This is a genomic window from Halalkalibacter lacteus (assembly GCF_036663595.1).
GTDB classification, from domain to species: domain Bacteria; phylum Bacillota; class Bacilli; order Bacillales; family Bacillaceae_D; genus Halalkalibacter; species Halalkalibacter lacteus.
The window spans coordinates 88716-104836 of record NZ_JAWRVL010000005.1 but is presented as its reverse complement, the minus strand read 5'-3'; the positions used below and the strand labels follow the sequence as shown (position 1 = coordinate 104836).

The 16121-nt window shown below is 39.6% G+C and carries 13 protein-coding genes; 10 read left to right on the top strand and 3 right to left on the bottom strand.

Annotated elements, in window-relative coordinates:
- The first annotated feature begins 437 nt into the window (after positions 1–437).
- From SAZ04_RS05440 to SAZ04_RS05430, 3 genes are all read left to right on the top strand, one after another.
- The gene (locus SAZ04_RS05440; protein WP_332692450.1) at positions 438–2624 is read left to right on the top strand and encodes a DNA topoisomerase III; all 2187 of its coding nucleotides are present in this window, start codon (positions 438–440) and stop codon (positions 2622–2624) included.
- 54 nt (positions 2625–2678) lie between these two features.
- Positions 2679–3056 carry a VOC family protein gene (locus SAZ04_RS05435; protein WP_332692237.1) on the top strand — a complete coding sequence of 126 codons (378 nt, stop codon included), beginning with the start codon at positions 2679–2681 and terminating at the stop codon, positions 3054–3056.
- A gap of 137 nt (positions 3057–3193) precedes the next feature.
- Positions 3194–3403, top strand: a complete 210-nt coding sequence (locus SAZ04_RS05430) for a hypothetical protein (protein ID WP_332692234.1) — start codon at positions 3194–3196, stop codon at positions 3401–3403.
- 86 nt (positions 3404–3489) lie between these two features.
- On the opposite strand, the gene SAZ04_RS05425 is transcribed toward SAZ04_RS05430, so the two are convergent.
- Positions 3490–5034: an FAD-dependent oxidoreductase gene (locus SAZ04_RS05425; RefSeq protein ID WP_332692231.1), complete on the bottom strand. Its 1545-nt coding sequence runs from the start codon at positions 5032–5034 to the stop codon at positions 3490–3492.
- A 90-nt stretch (positions 5035–5124) separates the two neighbouring features.
- Here SAZ04_RS05425 and SAZ04_RS05420 point away from each other — a divergent pair, with 90 nt between their 5' ends.
- The 3 genes from SAZ04_RS05420 (at position 5125) to cshA (ending at position 9171) form a co-directional block, all read left to right on the top strand.
- Positions 5125–5805, top strand: a complete 681-nt coding sequence (locus SAZ04_RS05420; RefSeq protein ID WP_332692228.1) for an NAD-dependent epimerase/dehydratase family protein — start codon at positions 5125–5127, stop codon at positions 5803–5805.
- A gap of 9 nt (positions 5806–5814) precedes the next feature.
- A complete protein-coding gene (locus SAZ04_RS05415) occupies positions 5815–7473 on the top strand; it encodes a glycoside hydrolase family 13 protein (protein ID WP_332692225.1) in 1659 nt (552 codons plus the stop codon).
- A gap of 186 nt (positions 7474–7659) precedes the next feature.
- Positions 7660–9171 carry a degradosome RNA helicase CshA gene (cshA, locus tag SAZ04_RS05410; protein ID WP_332692223.1) on the top strand — a complete coding sequence of 504 codons (1512 nt, stop codon included), beginning with the start codon at positions 7660–7662 and terminating at the stop codon, positions 9169–9171.
- Between the two features lie 31 nt (positions 9172–9202).
- Here cshA and SAZ04_RS05405 read toward each other — a convergent pair whose 3' ends face one another.
- Positions 9203–9352, bottom strand: coding sequence for a hypothetical protein (locus SAZ04_RS05405; RefSeq protein ID WP_332692220.1), 150 nt, complete (start codon positions 9350–9352; stop codon positions 9203–9205).
- Between the two features lie 314 nt (positions 9353–9666).
- Here SAZ04_RS05405 and glnA point away from each other — a divergent pair, with 314 nt between their 5' ends.
- Positions 9667–11025: a type I glutamate--ammonia ligase gene (glnA, locus tag SAZ04_RS05400; protein WP_332692217.1), complete on the top strand. Its 1359-nt coding sequence runs from the start codon at positions 9667–9669 to the stop codon at positions 11023–11025.
- Between the two features lie 141 nt (positions 11026–11166).
- Here glnA and rarD read toward each other — a convergent pair whose 3' ends face one another.
- Positions 11167–12117 carry an EamA family transporter RarD gene (rarD, locus tag SAZ04_RS05395; RefSeq protein ID WP_332692214.1) on the bottom strand — a complete coding sequence of 317 codons (951 nt, stop codon included), beginning with the start codon at positions 12115–12117 and terminating at the stop codon, positions 11167–11169.
- 99 nt (positions 12118–12216) lie between these two features.
- On the opposite strand from rarD, the gene pgmB reads away from it, so the two are divergent.
- The 3 genes from pgmB (at position 12217) to pruA (ending at position 15836) form a co-directional block, all read left to right on the top strand.
- Positions 12217–12909 carry a beta-phosphoglucomutase gene (gene pgmB / locus SAZ04_RS05390; protein WP_332692211.1) on the top strand — a complete coding sequence of 231 codons (693 nt, stop codon included), beginning with the start codon at positions 12217–12219 and terminating at the stop codon, positions 12907–12909.
- Positions 12910–13109: 200 nt separating this feature from the next.
- Positions 13110–13787 carry a uracil-DNA glycosylase gene (locus SAZ04_RS05385; protein ID WP_332692208.1) on the top strand — a complete coding sequence of 226 codons (678 nt, stop codon included), beginning with the start codon at positions 13110–13112 and terminating at the stop codon, positions 13785–13787.
- A 417-nt stretch (positions 13788–14204) separates the two neighbouring features.
- Positions 14205–15836 (top strand): L-glutamate gamma-semialdehyde dehydrogenase, encoded by a 1632-nt coding sequence (pruA, locus tag SAZ04_RS05380; RefSeq protein WP_332692205.1) that lies wholly within the window; start codon positions 14205–14207, stop codon positions 15834–15836.
- Positions 15837–16121 lie beyond the last annotated feature (285 nt).

Sequence of the window (16121 nt, the reverse complement as noted above, 5' to 3'; positions counted from 1 at the left end):
ATAAGTTACAAAGCTTTCTAACTACGAACACGGAGGGACAAAAGCCCGGGAGTTATGATCTGATAATTTTTATTTGTGTATAAAAGAAATGTTTCACGTGAAACGTGTAGCTAGTGTAATTTACAATTTTTCGGAAAGAGTAACAATCAATCGGAAATTCAGACAGTATGAAAGTGTGTTTAGACCTACTTTCAAAGAAACACCCATTAGGAAAGAGAAAGTCCGAAAAGGTCAAAGAGCGACCAGTCGAAGAAGGCAATGGCTCCACTCGCCGTGCGCCTTTTGAGAAGATCGCTCAAAAAGCTTAAAACATAACGTCGGTTTCGTTCATTGCTTCGAGAAAGTCCGAAAAGGTCAAAGAGCGACCTTTTCGGACTTTCTCTTTTTCATTTGGGAGTGCTATCATGGAAGTATCAGATTTGGAAAGGGATGAATTGATGCAGAAGTCAGTTGTGTTAGCGGAAAAGCCATCCGTTGCTCGTGATATTGCACGGGTTTTAAATTGTGGGCGTAAAGGAAATGGATTTTTTGAAGGAGATAAATACATTGTTACATGGGCATTGGGCCATTTAGTTACATTAGCGGAACCTGAAAGCTACGGCGATCAATACAAAACGTGGAAGCTAGAAGACTTGCCGATGCTTCCCAAGCGACTAAATTTAGTTGTCATGAAACAAACAAGCAAGCAGTTTCACGCTGTGAAAGCTCAGCTTCAGCGTAAAGATGTAGGCGACATCATTATTGCAACCGATGCAGGAAGAGAAGGGGAGCTTGTTGCAAGGTGGGTGCTTGAGAAGGTACATGTGACAAAGCCGTTGAAACGTTTATGGATCTCGTCTGTGACCGATCGCGCGATTAAAGAAGGATTCCAAAAATTAAAAAATGCAAAAGAATTCGAAGGGCTGTATCATTCAGCTGTCGCCCGCTCGGAGGCTGATTGGTATGTCGGAATGAATGGAACAAGGGCACTAACGACAAAATTCAATGCACAGCTTTCATGTGGGCGCGTTCAAACACCAACACTTGCGATGATTGCTAAAAGAGAAAAGGACATTCAAACATTTAAGCCAGTGCCGTTTAAACAGGTATCAATCACGATGAAAGATAAGTTGGTGTTTCATTGGATCGATCAAAAGACAAATGAACGGAGGATTTTTGACTTAAACAAAGCAGAAACGATTCGTGAGCGCATGAAGGGCAAAGCTGGGAAGATCACCGATATCCAAATGACAACGAAAAAAACGCCAGCACCCCTTTTGTATGATTTAACAGAGCTACAAAGAGAAGCAAACAAACGGTTTGGTTATTCTGCGAAGGAGACGCTCTCGACCATTCAACGATTGTACGAGCAACACAAAGTCATTACGTACCCAAGAACCGATTCAAACTACTTATCGTCTGATATGGTGGATACGTTAGCGGAACGAATAAAAGCATGTGATATTCAGCCGTTCCGTAAGATTGTTTCACAAGTAAAAGGAGTGAAAATAAATAAGAGTCTTTCTTGTATTAATGATCAAAAAGTATCGGACCATCATGCGATTATCCCGACTGAACAGTCGCCAAGTCCGACAGCGTTAAGTGAAAAAGAAACGAAGATTTATCGATTAATTGTGCGTCGGTTTTTAGCTGTTTTCTTTGATGCTTATGAGTATGAGCAGACGACGATCACTGCAACGGTAGAGGATGAACAACTTGTTACCAAAGGAAAACGAATGACAAACATCGGCTGGAAGGCTGTGTATGCAGATGATTTTCAGGCAGGTGAAAGCGAGAAAGATCAAATTCTTCCAAAATTAAACGTTGGTCAAGCCGTTTTGGTCGACACGGTATCGCTTGCTTCAGGAGAGACGCAACCACCTGAGCGCTTAACGGAGGGTACGTTGTTATCAGCAATGGAGCGACCAAGTGCTTATTTAGAAAGTCACAATAAGAAATTAGCTGAAACACTTGGCAAAACAGGTGGAATTGGAACAGTGGCAACTCGAGCTGATATTATTGAAAAGCTTTTAAACACCCATTTAATTGAAAAAAGAGGAAAGTACCTACACGTCACTGGTAAAGGCAAGCAATTACTTGACCTTGTACCTGATGACTTACAATCTCCAGCACTCACAGCTGAGTGGGAACAAAAGCTTGAACTCATTGCAAAAGGAAAGCTCGAAAAAAGCAAATTTGTTGCGGAAATGAAGCAATATGCGACTGAGATTGTGATGTCTATTAAGCAAAGTGAAAAATCCTTTAAGCATGATAATGTGACAGGAAGTCCTTGTCCAGATTGCGGAAAATTGCTACTGGAGGTCAAATCAAAGCATGGCAAAAGACGTGTTTGTCAGGACCCGGGATGTGGATACAAGAAAAATATTTTAAAAGTGACGAACGCTCGTTGTCCAAAATGCAAGAAAAAACTAGAGCTGTGGGGAGAAGGAGAAGGCCAAACCTTTGCTTGTGTCTGTGGTCACCGCGAAAAACTCTCTGCATTTGAGGAAAGAAGAAAGAATAACCAGAATAAGAAAGTCTCAAAACGTGAAGTATCCAACTACATGAAAAAACAAAACAAAGATGAAGAGTTTACAAACAATGCCTTAGCAGATGCGTTAGCGAAATTGAAACTAAAAGAGTAGGCTCTGTATGTTTTACTCAAGTTAAATGTTCATAAAAGGAGATGCAACTTTATAATGAAAGCACTAACGCTTCACCATGTCAGTCTTCAAGTATCAGATATAATAAAAGCAAAAGCATTTTATAGCAACATTCTTTGTTTAGAAGAGGAAAAAAGACCTGACTTTGGTTTTGAAGGAGCTTGGTACAAGATTGGAGAAGGTCAGTTGCATTTGATTGTTGATAAGACACTTTCGCAAGAGCGAAAAATTGATTCAAGGGGACGACATTTTGCTCTGAGAGTAGAGGATTATCAAAAAACAGTGGAATGGCTGAAGATGCATCAAGTGGAAATTGTAGAGAAGCCAACTAGCAAAAGTGGATTTGCGCAAATCTTTTGCTGTGATCCAGATGGAAACATCATTGAACTACATGTAGAACAGCCGATCAAATAATGATAAGTGTGACTGAAAGGAAAAAGCTCTATTCTGTCAACGGGTTCGGTTCGTAAGTTGCTAACTTCGTTATATAATGCTTTAAAAGAAGCAAAAAAGAGAAACTGTATCGACCAGAGGTGCAAAGACTTGCAAAGGTGTTACGAAATAAGTACCTTCATCAATCGCAAGTAATGGATGCAACCGTGTCAAAGAGAACGTACGACGAATCAAAAGAAATGGGAAAATTCTTTGTAACTGTGGTAAATTTTTTTCTCAACCAAAAAGAAGTGAATCCGAATAGAGATACGTATGTATCTAATCGGATAAAAGACGTTGATTTTGACAACTTGTTCGCAACAAAATAAAAGCACATCCTCCGCAGTTGGAAAAGAGGATGTGCTTTTTAGATGATAGGAAAGAGGTGTAGCTTTTATGTAACTTAACTTTTCATTTATTTCGGCTCTATTTTTGTTAATGGTTCTTTTGCAGGTCCTTCCATCACTTCGCCATCATAAGAGAACCTAGAACCGTGACATGGGCAATCCCATGAACGATCTCCGTGATTCCAGTGCACTTCACACCCCATATGGGTACAAGTCGTATCAACGACGTGTAAGGTCCCATCATTATCGCGGTAGGCTCCGGCTCGTTTGCCATTTACATTTACAACCGCAGCCTCGTCTTTTGCAACATCGTCTGGATGTTTATCGCTTTGATCAAATTTTCCTTGAAGCAATTGTTTGGCAACGTCAGAGTTTTGTGAAATAAAGTGTCTAATGCTTGGATCAGATACGAAGCGAGACGGGCGATATAACGTTTCATAAGGGTTATTGCGTTGTTGGACTAAATCAGCAATCAACAGTGCCGCAGCTGTTCCATTGGTCATTCCCCATTTCCGGTAACCAGTTGTAACATAAATGTTCGGATGCATTCGCGACATTTTTCCGATGTACGGTACTTTATCTAACGTCACTAAATCTTGTGCCGACCAACGATATTTAATGTTGGCAGCAGGAAATAGCTCCATTGCAAATTGTTCAAGGGCTTCGTAATGGAACATCGTATCGATTCCTTGACCTGTTTTGTGTTCCTCCCCCCCGATAATCGCAAGCTTTTCACCATCAGCCATCGTATAACGCAATGAACGCGAAGGAGAATCGACGCTTAAATACATGCCATCAGGACATTCACCTTTGGTCACTTTTGCTGCTAACACATAAGAACGTTCCGCATGCATTTTCGAGAAATAGAGACCGCCATCGTAAAAAGGAAAGTGAGAAGCAACGACAACGGATTCAGCGACAACCTTTGCCCCATGTTTCGTAACGACGGTAGGCTTAGGCTTGTCTTTTACATCAATAGCGACAGTATGTTCAAAGACCTTTCCGCCATGTTCAACGAATTTCGCTACTAAATGCGATAAATATTTAAGTGGATGAAACTGGGCTTGGTCTTTCATCACTAGTGCAGCTTTTGTTGGCACGTTTAGAGGAATTGAATCAACTAATCCTCCTTTAATTCCGAGTTCTTTGTATGCGTTGTTTTCTTTTTCAAGTTTGCTTACGCCGCGGTTTGTCGTTGTATATAAATAGGCATCTTCTGTAGAAAAATCGCAATCGATGTTTTCTTCCTTCACGAGATTTGCGATAAAGTGAAGAGCATCTGTTGCGGCGTCGTAATAAAGCTTTGCTTTCTTTTTCCCTAAATGAGCGATGAATTCGTTGTAAATGGCCCCATGCTGCGCGGTTATTTTCGCTGTTGTGTGTCCTGTTGTACCATTAAGTAGCACGTCAGCTTCAAGAAGCGCCACTTTCACTCCTTCTTTTTGGAGGAGGTAAGCGGTTGTAATTCCTGAGATTCCACCTCCGATAATGGCAACGTCTACACGTAGGTCTTCCTCTAGAGGAGAGAAGCTTTGTAGGTCGACAGAATCACGCCAGTAGGGCTCTGGTTGCTTTGGAAGTTTCGAATCATGAAGCGTATAATTATCTGACATATATATCCCTCCAGGGTTGGACTTGTTTTTCATAATGTAACCAATAGAGGGGATTTGATGTATATCAATTTGCTGGTTTGGAGGTATAGCATGAAACGAAGATCCGCACTCATTATAGGTGCTACAGGATTAATAGGACAATTGCTTGTTGCTAAGGTAAGGCAGCATCCGGAATATCAAGACATTCACTTGTTTGTTCGTAAGAAAATTGAGTTAGAAGATCCACATGTGAACATCCGGACTGGTGCATTTGAGGCCATTCAGCCAGAAGAATATCCACATGTAGATGATGTGTTTTGTTGTATAGGGACAACGATTAAAAAAGCAAAAACAAAAGAAGCGTTTAAGCAGGTTGATCTTGAGCTTCCGTTAAAAGTTGCCAAAGGAGCGCTGGAAAAAGGAGCAAAACAATATATCGTTGTTTCTGCAATAGGTGCAAATCTAGAGTCTTCTTTTTTCTATAACCGTGTAAAGGGTGAGCTGGAACAAGAACTTTGCAAGCTTGATTATAGTCACATTCACATCCTTCGTCCGTCCCTATTGCTTGGTTCTCGCAGTGAGCTTGAGATTCGCGCAGGTGAGAAAATAGGAGAATACGCAGCAAAGCTGATAACCCCCTTATTAAAAGGACGTTTGACTAAATATCAACCGGTTTCGGCAAACGATGTCGCGAGTGCAATGATATTAATTGCTCTAAACAATTCGAAACAGCATAGGAATATATATGAGTCTGATTGGATTAAACAGCTTTCGAATCGAAAAAGCATGTAGGGGGAAGCGATGAGAAGAATTTGGTGGAAAGAAGCAGTCGTATATCAAGTGTACCCACGGAGTTTTATGGATTCGAATGGTGACGGGATTGGTGATTTGCAAGGAATGATAGAGAAATTGGATTATATCCGTCAGCTTGGAATTGATGTCATTTGGATTTGTCCAATGTATCAATCACCAAACGATGATAATGGATATGATATTAGTGATTATCAAGCGATTATGGAAGACTTCGGAACAATGGAGGACTTTGATCAACTATTAGAAGAAGTACACAAGCGTGAAATGAAGCTCATTATTGATTTGGTTATCAATCATACATCAGATGAGCATCCTTGGTTTATTGAATCAAGGTCATCAAAAGATAACGAAAAGCATGACTGGTATATTTGGCGAAACCCAAAAGAAGATAGGAGCGAACCAAACAACTGGGAATCGATTTTTAGCGGACCAGCTTGGGAGTTTGATGAAAAGAACGAGCAGTATTATATGCATCTGTTTTCAACGAAACAACCTGATCTAAATTGGGAAAACGAAGAAGTGAGGGAAGCCTTGTATCAGATGATGAATTGGTGGATGGACAAAGGAATTGACGGGTTCCGAGTAGACGCCATTTCTCATATTAAAAAATTAAATGGTCTTCCTGATCTTCCAAATCCTGATAGCCTTGATTATGTTCCATCGTTTGCTGGGCATATGAATCAGGAAGGAATTCATGATTTTCTACATGAGATGAAACAAGAAACGTTTGCGAATTATGATGTGATGACCGTTGGGGAAGCAAATGGCGTAAGTGTTGAAGGATCTGATTTGTGGGTTAGTGAAGAAATAGGTGCTTTTAATATGGTGTTTCAATTTGAACATCTTGATCTTTGGGGCAAAAAAACGGGTGGCACACTTGATTTGCCCTCGTTAAAAACAACGTTAACGAAGTGGCAAAAAGGCTTAGAAGGTCGTGGCTGGAATGCATTGTTTCTTGAGAATCATGACCAACCAAGAAGCGTCTCAACATGGGGAAATGACAAAGACTATTGGAAAGAGAGTGCAAAGGCACTTGCTACGATGTTCTTTTTTATGCAAGGAACCCCGTTTATTTATCAAGGACAGGAAATTGGTATGACGAATGTGAAATATCCGCATATTTCTGATTATGATGACGTCAGCATGAAAAACTTTTACCGAATTCAAACGGAAAAAGGACAGAGTCACGAAGAAATTATGGAGGTTATTTGGGAACAGGGGCGTGATAACTCAAGAACACCGATGCAGTGGAATAAAACAGCTCAAGCTGGATTCTCAACAGCGAAGGATACATGGCTCGGAGTTAATCGAAATTATAAAAAAATCAATGTTGAAAAACAGCTGAAAGAAAAAGATTCAATCCTTTCCCATTATCAAGAGATGATTCAGTTGCGGAAAACCCATGATGTTCTTGTTTATGGACAGTATGATCTAACCCTTCCTGAACATGAACATATCTATGCCTATACAAGGACGTTAGGTGATCAACAGTTTCTTGTTCTTGTGAATGTTTTTCCAGTGAAAACAACCTTTGAACATGATCTATTGAAGAAAGCGAACAGAGTAGAATTGTTACTCGTGAGCGGAGGGAAAGGAAAGTCACATACAAAAATGCAGCCGTATGAAGCGAGGGTCTATCGTGTGTAACATAGGTTGTGAAGGGGGAATTTACTGTAAAGGATTAACGCGATCAAGTAGTAAAATGGGTCTGTCATCAGCACTCAAAAACATTAATTCCCAAAACATATTGTGTTATCAGATTGGATATGATATTATTGAAGATGTTTTACATTTAGAAACATGGTGAAATCACCAATAAAGGAGATTATATATTTGGCAACTTTTTATGACTTTGACTTGGATCAGAAAGTGGTTCAGGCAGTAACAGAAATGGGATTTGAGGAAGCGACACCGATTCAAACAGAAACAATACCGACAGCATTAGAAGGCAAAGACATTATTGGGCAAGCGCAAACGGGCACAGGTAAAACAGGTGCATTCGGTGTACCGCTAGTAAACCGTATTAATGTTGAAGAATCACATGTTCAAGCACTTATCCTTGCCCCTACACGAGAGCTTGCGAATCAAGTCGCAGAGTCACTCGTTACATTTGGTAAGCATAAAGGCGTTCGTACGGTTGTCGTGTATGGTGGCCAGGACATGCGTAAACAAATCACTGATTTGAAACGCAAGCCTCACGTAGTTGTAGCTACACCTGGTCGCTTAATGGATCATATGAGACGGAAGACAATTCGTCTGAACGAAGTAGATATGGTTGTACTTGATGAAGCTGATGAAATGCTTAATATGGGTTTCATTGAAGACATTGAGACAATTTTAAAAGAGGTTCCAAAAGAACGTCAAACGCTTTTGTTCTCAGCGACAATGCCAAAACGTATCGAAAAACTCGCGCAACAATTTATGTCTAACCCGCAACTAATTGCTGTGAAATCAACAGAAGTAACAATGGAAAACATTGAACAGCAATACGTGGAAGTCCATGAAAAAGAAAAGTTTGATGTGCTAAGCCGTTTCATGGATATTCATTCTCCAGAGCTTGCGATCGTTTTTGGTCGTACTAAAAGACGGGTGGATGAGTTAGCAGAAGCGTTAATTAAACGCGGATACCGTGCTGAAGGAATTCACGGAGATTTAAACCAAGCGAAACGAGATAGCGTTCTTCGTAAATTTAAGGGCGGTCTTATCGATGTTTTAGTTGCAACAGATGTTGCAGCACGTGGTTTAGATATTAGTGGAGTTACACACGTATATAACTTTGATCTTCCGCAAGATCCAGAAAGTTATGTTCACCGTATTGGTCGTACAGGACGTGCTGGAAAATCAGGATTAGCACTTACGTTTGCTACACCTCGTGAAATGGATCATGTAAAAATAATTGAACAAGTGTCTAAGAAAAAGATGACAAAGGTTCAGAAGCCAACTCATGAACAAGCAATTAGAGGGCAGCAAGAATTAGTGATTGAACAATTACGTTCATTAGTAGCTAGCGGTGAAGCTGATAGTTATCGTAAAGCTGCAAAAGATTTATTACAAGAAACAGATGCAACAACTGCTCTTGCAGCTGCATTAAAACTTCTGACAAAAGAACCGGATACAACACCAGTTCGTTTAACAGGAGAAGCGCCATTACGTGTGAAAAAACGTCATGGCGGTGGTGGAACTGGCGGAAGCGGCAGTGGAAAACCATATCGTCAACGTCGCGATCGTGATCGTGATGATCGTCGCAGAAGTCAATACCGGGGGAAAGATGATCGTGGAGCTCGTCGTCAAGGCGGACGTAGCGGCGGCGGAAGCGGCGGACAACGTAAATCAAAGAACGCATAAAAGTAACAGAAGCTGATTTCCTTTAAGGGAGTCAGCTTCTTTTCTTAATTGGTAATTCATTTAAAACGATTATTTGCGAATGCTGATAAAATGAAATTGTTAAGTCTTTGCTAAACGATTGTACAGTTCTAAACTCCTTGTTATAGTTAGAGACGGTTAGGTAATGATGATGATTTTTCATTGTATTACCCCCTTAGTTTTCAATAAATTAGCGCTGATCTATAGCCTCTTTTTAGAAATAATATAGTAATATTTTCCTTGTTGAGCTCATGTGTAGTTAACATAATAAAAAAAAAAATATAAGGAAATCCTCATGAAAGAAAGCCCTTTCATTGCTTTGGTGACGCAAACCAACTCAATCTTCCTTTCAAAACAAATTGCATTTTCCGTGTGAGATTATCTGACATACCAATTGCGAAAAATCGCACAACATCATAAAGTAAAACATAACAAATCGATGTCACATATTATTACATGAAAAGGAAGTGTTTAAAAATGGCAGTATCAACACCAACAAGAGAAAGTCTAGTTGCGACTATTAAGGAAACAATTGAAGCAAAAAATGTAGAACTTCTTCACGTGCAATTCGTCGATATTGAAGGAACACTTAAACACGTAACAGTTACAGCTGAACAAATAGATCAAGTAGTAGATGGAAAGGTTATGTTTGATGGTTCTTCTATTACTGGTTATACACCGATTAACGAATCAGATCTATACTTAGATCCTGATTTAACGACATTCGCTGTGTTACCTTGGACAGAACAAGAAGGCTATTCAGAAGCTCGTTTCTTATGTAGTGTAAAAAAGCCTGATGGTTCTGACTTTGATGGTGACCCACGTAATGTTTTGAAAAAAACAGTTAAGCGTGCAGCTGACCAAGGTTATTCAATCAGTGTTGGACCTGAGCTTGAGTTCTTCTTATTTAAGACAGATGAGAATGGTCAACCAACATTAGACACACAAGACGTAGGTGGTTACTTTGAGCCATCACCAAAAGACTTAGGTGAAAAAGTACGTCTTGAAATCTATAAAGCTTTGAAAATGATGGGCTTCACAATCGAAGCTTCTCACCATGAGGTAGCGATTGGTCAACATGAGATTAACTTCAAGTATGCTGATGCACTAGGTTCTGCTGATGCAGCTACAACTTACAAGTGGGTTGTTAAAACAGTTGCTCAACAATTTGGTTACCATGCTACATTCATGCCGAAGCCACTTGCTGGTGAGAACGGTAGTGGAATGCACGTAAACATCTCGTTATTTGACAATGAAAAACAAGAGAACATTTTCTATGATCCGTCTAATGACCTTGGTCTATCAGAAAAAGCATATCAATTTATTGCTGGACTAATGGATAATGTAAAAGATTTCGTAGCAGTAACAAATCCACTAGTAAACTCTTATAAGCGTTTAGTTCCTGGATATGAAGCACCTTGCTACATTGCATGGTCTGCATCTAACCGTTCTGCTTTAATTCGTATTCCTGCAACACGTGGCGCGGGTACTCGTGTAGAAATTCGTTGCCCAGATCCATCTGCTAACCCTTACTTTGCATTTGCAATTATTGCATCTGCTGGTTTAGACGGTGTTGATAATGAATTAACAGTATCTCCAGCTACAAACGCAGATATCTTCCACATGAGCGAAGAAGAACTTGAAGCTCGTGGAATTGAAAATCTACCAACTAGCCTAGAAGCTGCACTTGAGCGCTTCAAAACAGGTGAAATTGGTCGTAAAACATTCGGTGAACATGCTTTTGGTGAGTATGTTGCATTGAAAAAAGCTGAGTGTGACGATTTCCGTCTAGCTGTTACAAACTGGGAAGTTGCTGCTTACCAATCTAAGTTTTAATATGACAAGAAGTTCAAAAAGGTGTTTCCTTTTTGAACTTCTTTTTATCGTGATTTCGTAAGATTCATGGAGGATGCAGGCTTTGGCATTCTTTATGTAAAAAGGCAGGGAGAATTGGATTCTCACCTGCCTTTTTACGCTTTAGCCAACTTTTTGTTTTTGTTCTGTTTGGATTCGGAAAAGCTTTTCAGTCACTTTCTTAAACATTTCTGTTTTTGATGTAGTGAAAATGAACAAGCCAATCCAGATGAATACAAAGGCAACAAATTGAATTATGGAAAAGTACTCATTATATAAAAAGATTCCAAGTAGTAACATAATTGTTGGTCCGATATATTGCAAAAATCCAATAAGTGAAAGTGAAATTCGTCTTGCTCCTATCGCAAACAAGAGAAGTGGAACCGCTGTAACAGCACCAGCTCCAATTAATAACCATGTTGTTTCTGATTGGATTGAACCAAACGCGCCCTCATAAGTGGGCTGTCGATGTACCCATACTAAGAAAAGAAGAGCAAATGGCGTCATTAACAACGTTTCAATCGTTAAGCCAATCATAGCGCCAACGTTTATTAGCTTCTTGATCAGGCCATACATTCCAAAAGAGAAAGCAAGGATTAAAGCAGCCCATGGCATTACACCGTAATAGACCGTCATAACGGTTACACCAATAAAGGCGAGTACTAATGAGAGTGCTTGCCAACGCGTAAAGCGTTCTTTTAGAAAGAGCATGGCAAGAAGAACGTTAATAAGCGGATTAATGTAGTAACCTAAACTCGCTTCAATGACTCGATCACTGTTTACAGCCCAAATAAACACAAACCAATTTAATGTAATAAAGCAAGATGCTACAATAATACCAAAGGCTGAACGATAATTTGTAAAAATAGAAACGAGTTCTTTCCATCCTGGTTGTAATTGTTTCCGTATGGCTAATAGTAAGATCATAACAACCAATGACCAAACAATTCGATGAGCGAGCACCTCCCCAGCGGAAACTGGTTCAAGTAGTTTCCAATAAAGGGGCAGTACACCCCAAAGTAAATAGGCGCCAATGGCAGCAAGAACGCCTAAGTGATGCTCTGATTGTTGCATAGTTATCTTCCTCTCAAAATCAGGTAGCTCTATTTTACACAAGTTAACAGCAAATGCCTATAAAAAAGTTTCGATTTACTAAATAAAAGGGGAATCATTATGAAACAAATGAAAGCAGTCATTTTTGATATGGATGGAGTCATTTCTAATACCGTTCACTTGCATTACATAGTCAATAAAAAAGTCGCTGATCAGCTCGGGATTTCATATAGTCAAGAGTGGAATCAACAATTACAAGGGCTTAGTAGGCGAGACACGGTGCAGTCAATCACCCGGCAATCTGCAGTCACTTTATCGGAACAAGAATTTGATCAGCTTTGTGAACAGAAAAATTCACACTATAAAGGATTGATTGATACATTAACGGTTGAAGACGTACAACCGGGAATTCGTTTATTTATAGAAAAACTTAAAAAACATGAAATCCCAATGGTGATTGCTTCAGCGAGTCGAAATGCGAGGCGTGTTTTAACGCGACTTGAGCTTGTTGATTATTTTAAAGGAATTGTTGATGTTACGACATTAAAGCGTGGCAAGCCTGATCCGGAAATATTCATAAAGGCGGCAGAACTCGTTGATGTGAATCCGTCGGCTTGTGTGGCGATAGAAGATGGAGAGGCAGGTTTAAAAGGAATTATGGAAACAGAGATGTTTTCTGTTGGGGTTGGAGCTGAACCTGCATTAACAAAAGCAGACCTTTACTTACCATCGACGCAAGAATTGACTGTTGAGTCATTGGAAACAGCTTTAAACAAACAGCAAAAAACTCTTTTTCAGGAGGGCAAAGAATAAGAGAGTTGAGGGACTAGAATAGGTGAGCCAAAGAGCGAATCTGAGACAGAAAGACTCTAAAAAGAGCAAAAGACTGAAAAAGAGAGTGGACCGACTGGAATCCCACCGCATTCGCAGGTAAATAGACTCGTTCCTCGTCCTCGATCTGTCTACAGATAGGGAGACATGCTAAACTGGATTGGAGTAGAAGGGGGATAAGAATGTTTTATCTATCGAATGACTGGAACGGTGTTATTGGAGTGGAATTTGAAAAAGCATACTTTAAAAAGCTTGAAACATTTTTACACACTGAATATGAACAATCTATCGTGTATCCGCCAAAAGACGATATATTGAACGCACTTACCTATACATCATATGCAAATACAAAAGTCGTGATCTTAGGTCAAGACCCTTACCATGGCCCCAATCAAGCGCAAGGTCTTAGTTTTTCTGTGAACCGAACGGAAAAAATACCGCCATCGTTAAAAAACATTTATAAAGAGTTACGCACTGATCTTGACTGCGATATTCCATCACACGGGTCCTTACTATCTTGGGCAAAGCAAGGGGTATTGCTATTAAATACCGTGTTAAGTGTCCGTCAAGGGGAGCCAGCTTCTCATAAAAGACAAGGCTGGGAATCGTTTACCGATGCAATTATAAAAGCATTAAATGAGCGGAGCGAGCCTGTTATTTTTGTGTTATGGGGAAAACAGGCACAAGAAAAAAAGAAACTCATAACAAATAATCAGCATGCGATCATTGAATCGCCTCATCCAAGTCCATTTTCAGCAAACCGAGGATTCTTTGGAAGTCGGCCTTTTTCAAAAATCAATCAACTATTGAAGAGCAATGGTAAGGATCCGATTTCCTGGTCTTTAGAAAATGAGAAGTGAGAATGTAAGATTATAGTTGTTCTTAATAAAAAAAGTAGAGTTGTCGGTAGAGGGCACTGAAAAAGATCGATTTTTATCTTTTTCAGTGCCCTCGAAGCAACGTGCGGAGCCATTGCCATTCCTCGATGGACTTTTTCAGCGGCTTCTTGTCGGTACCGCCATTCAACAAGACATCTCAAAGGAAATTATTGCATTTGCTAATGAGTCTAAACTTTCTCTTTTTCATTTGTGTCAATTTCCTAAACAGTTTAGACACTTTTGTAAACCAATTGTATAAATATTTCTGATAATTTTGAGTGAATAGGTGTTTGAACAGCTACTATAGAGAAAATAATACTCTTTTTTACATTTTGGCACGAATATTGCATTACTTATAGATGTATACAAGATAAACCACACAGGAAGGAATGTGAAAGTATGAGTAACGGAATTTTCAAAATCCCAACACCTAAAAATGAGCCTGGCAATATATATGCTCCAGGTACAAAAGAGAGGGAAACATTAAAGACAGAATTAAACCGCCAATCTGATATCGTAGTCGATATCCCTGTGATTATTAATGGAGAAAATATTAAGACAGATACAGTGAAGCAAGTGGTAATGCCACATGATCATCAACATGTTTTGGCAAACTTTTCGCAAGCTGGAGAAAAAGAGTTGCGTGATGCTGTAGAAGCGGCAATGGCTGCAAAAGAATCGTGGGCAAATATGCCATGGGAACACCGTGCATCCATTTTCTTAAAAGCTGCTGATTTAATCTCTGGTCCATACCGTGACGTAATGAATGCTGCTACGATGTTAGGACAATCCAAAACAGCTATTCAAACTGAAATTGATGCTGCACAAGAATTAGCAGATTTCTTACGTTTTGGCGTTGATTATGCTAATCAAATTTATCAAATTCAACCGGAGAGTGTGAAGAATATTTGGAATCGTTTAGAATACCGTCCATTAGATGGTTTTGTATTGGCAATTTCCCCATTTAACTTCACAGCAATTGGTGGGAACTTACCATCAGCTCCTGCAATGATGGGGAACGTAGTCGTTTGGAAACCAGCAACAACTGCTTTACTATCAAACTACTACTTTATGCGTATTTTAGAAGAAGCAGGATTACCAAAAGGCGTAATCAACTTCGTACCTTCTCGTGGTTCACAAGTATCGGAAGTAGTATTAACAGACCCTCGTATGTCTGGATTCCATTTTACTGGATCAACAAGTACGTTCCAAACAATTTGGAAAACAGTAGGAGAAAACATTACAAACTATCAATCATATCCTCGTTTGGTTGGGGAAACTGGTGGAAAAGACTTTGTATTTGCTCACGAAACTGCACAAGCAGACAAAGTAGCAGCTGGCCTTGTTCGTGGTGCGTTTGAATACCAAGGTCAAAAATGTTCAGCAGCCTCTCGTGCTTACATCCCTGCAAGCATGTGGGAAGAAGTGAAAGCTGGTGTAGTGGAAGAAACTGCTAAGCTTAAAGTAGGGGATATCCAAGACTTTACAAACTTCATGGGTGCGGTAATTGATAAAGCAGCTTTTGATTCAATCACAAGTTACATCGACTATGCTGCAGCTTCTGAAGAAGCAGAAATTATTGCTGGTGGTACTTATGATGATTCTGTTGGATATTTCGTTCAACCGACAATCATTGTGACAACAAATCCAAACTTCAAAACAATGGCAGAAGAAATTTTTGGACCAGTATTAACGATTTATGTATATGAAAATAATAAATTAGAAGAAACATTGACTGCAGTAGATACAGCGTCTATGTATGCATTAACAGGCGCGATCTTTGCACAAGATCGTCAAGCAATTATGCACTTAGAACGCCGCTTATCTGGTGCAGCTGGGAACTTCTATATCAATGATAAACCAACTGGTGCGGTGATTAATCAACAACCATTTGGCGGTTCTCGTGGTTCTGGTACAAACGATAAAGCAGGTTCTGTATTTAACATGATTCGTTGGACCAGTCCTCGTATTATCAAAGAAAACTTTGCTCCAACTACAGAAATTGCATATCCATTTATGGATGCAGAATAATTTAAAATGCAAAAAAGAGGTTGAAATGTTTTGTTTCAACCTCTTTTTTTTACTACGAAAAAAACAAACAAACGCCAAACCCTTGATACATATAAGTTTGGCGTTTTTGCTCACTTCCTAGAATTGGTTTTATGTTAACTAGTTTTGTATAGAGTATTTATGTGATACTTTTTGAATCATGGAGAAAATTCAGTGGTTACGCTCATTGCTTCGAGGCTGTTCAAAAAGGTAGACGGATGTGAGGAAAACCACAGCCTGTCTACCTTTTTACTTGTATAGAAAGAG

Bases quoted from the DNA above. Each gene is read 5' to 3' on its own strand.
- SAZ04_RS05440 (WP_332692450.1), top strand. From the start codon at position 438: ATGCAGAAGTCAGTTGTGTTAGCGGAAAAGCCATCCGTTGCTCGTGAT.
- SAZ04_RS05435 (WP_332692237.1), top strand. From the start codon at position 2,679: ATGAAAGCACTAACGCTTCACCATGTCAGTCTTCAAGTATCAGATATA.
- SAZ04_RS05425 (WP_332692231.1), bottom strand. From the start codon at position 5,034: ATGTCAGATAATTATACGCTTCATGATTCGAAACTTCCAAAGCAACCA.
- SAZ04_RS05420 (WP_332692228.1), top strand. From the start codon at position 5,125: ATGAAACGAAGATCCGCACTCATTATAGGTGCTACAGGATTAATAGGA.
- SAZ04_RS05415 (WP_332692225.1), top strand. From the start codon at position 5,815: ATGAGAAGAATTTGGTGGAAAGAAGCAGTCGTATATCAAGTGTACCCA.
- SAZ04_RS05405 (WP_332692220.1), bottom strand. From the start codon at position 9,352: ATGAAAAATCATCATCATTACCTAACCGTCTCTAACTATAACAAGGAG.
- glnA (WP_332692217.1), top strand. From the start codon at position 9,667: ATGGCAGTATCAACACCAACAAGAGAAAGTCTAGTTGCGACTATTAAG.
- rarD (WP_332692214.1), bottom strand. From the start codon at position 12,117: ATGCAACAATCAGAGCATCACTTAGGCGTTCTTGCTGCCATTGGCGCC.
- pgmB (WP_332692211.1), top strand. From the start codon at position 12,217: ATGAAACAAATGAAAGCAGTCATTTTTGATATGGATGGAGTCATTTCT.
- SAZ04_RS05385 (WP_332692208.1), top strand. From the start codon at position 13,110: ATGTTTTATCTATCGAATGACTGGAACGGTGTTATTGGAGTGGAATTT.
- pruA (WP_332692205.1), top strand. From the start codon at position 14,205: ATGAGTAACGGAATTTTCAAAATCCCAACACCTAAAAATGAGCCTGGC.